The sequence below is a fragment of the Varibaculum cambriense genome, assembly GCF_022133705.1.
GTDB classification, from domain to species: Bacteria; Actinomycetota; Actinomycetes; order Actinomycetales; family Actinomycetaceae; genus Varibaculum; species Varibaculum cambriense_A.
In genome coordinates this window covers 1-212 of record NZ_JAKNHJ010000069.1, presented here as the reverse complement: position 1 = coordinate 212, position 212 = coordinate 1, and the positions used below count along the sequence as shown (strand labels likewise).

1 protein-coding gene is annotated in these 212 nt (G+C 67.0%); it reads right to left on the bottom strand.

What is annotated here, in order from left to right:
* Positions 1-212: hypothetical protein (locus tag L0M99_RS09800; protein WP_238128466.1), on the bottom strand; the 212-nt coding region annotated here is incomplete at both ends.

The following is a 212-nucleotide window of genomic DNA, read 5'->3' as shown; positions in this document are numbered from 1 at the left end:
GCGATCGACGAACACGTCGAACTTTCCCGGCAGCGCGTCGGCGACATCGTCGACAAGCTTGGCGAGCGCGCGGCTCGGGCCGTCGTCCTCGCTGCCGTCGGCGCGGCGTGCCATATGTTCGACCAGGCTGTCGGCGGCGCGGATGCTCTCGGAGAACACGCGAACACGGTCGCCGGTTTTAACCCCGCCCTGAGAGATCGAATTGCCGACGA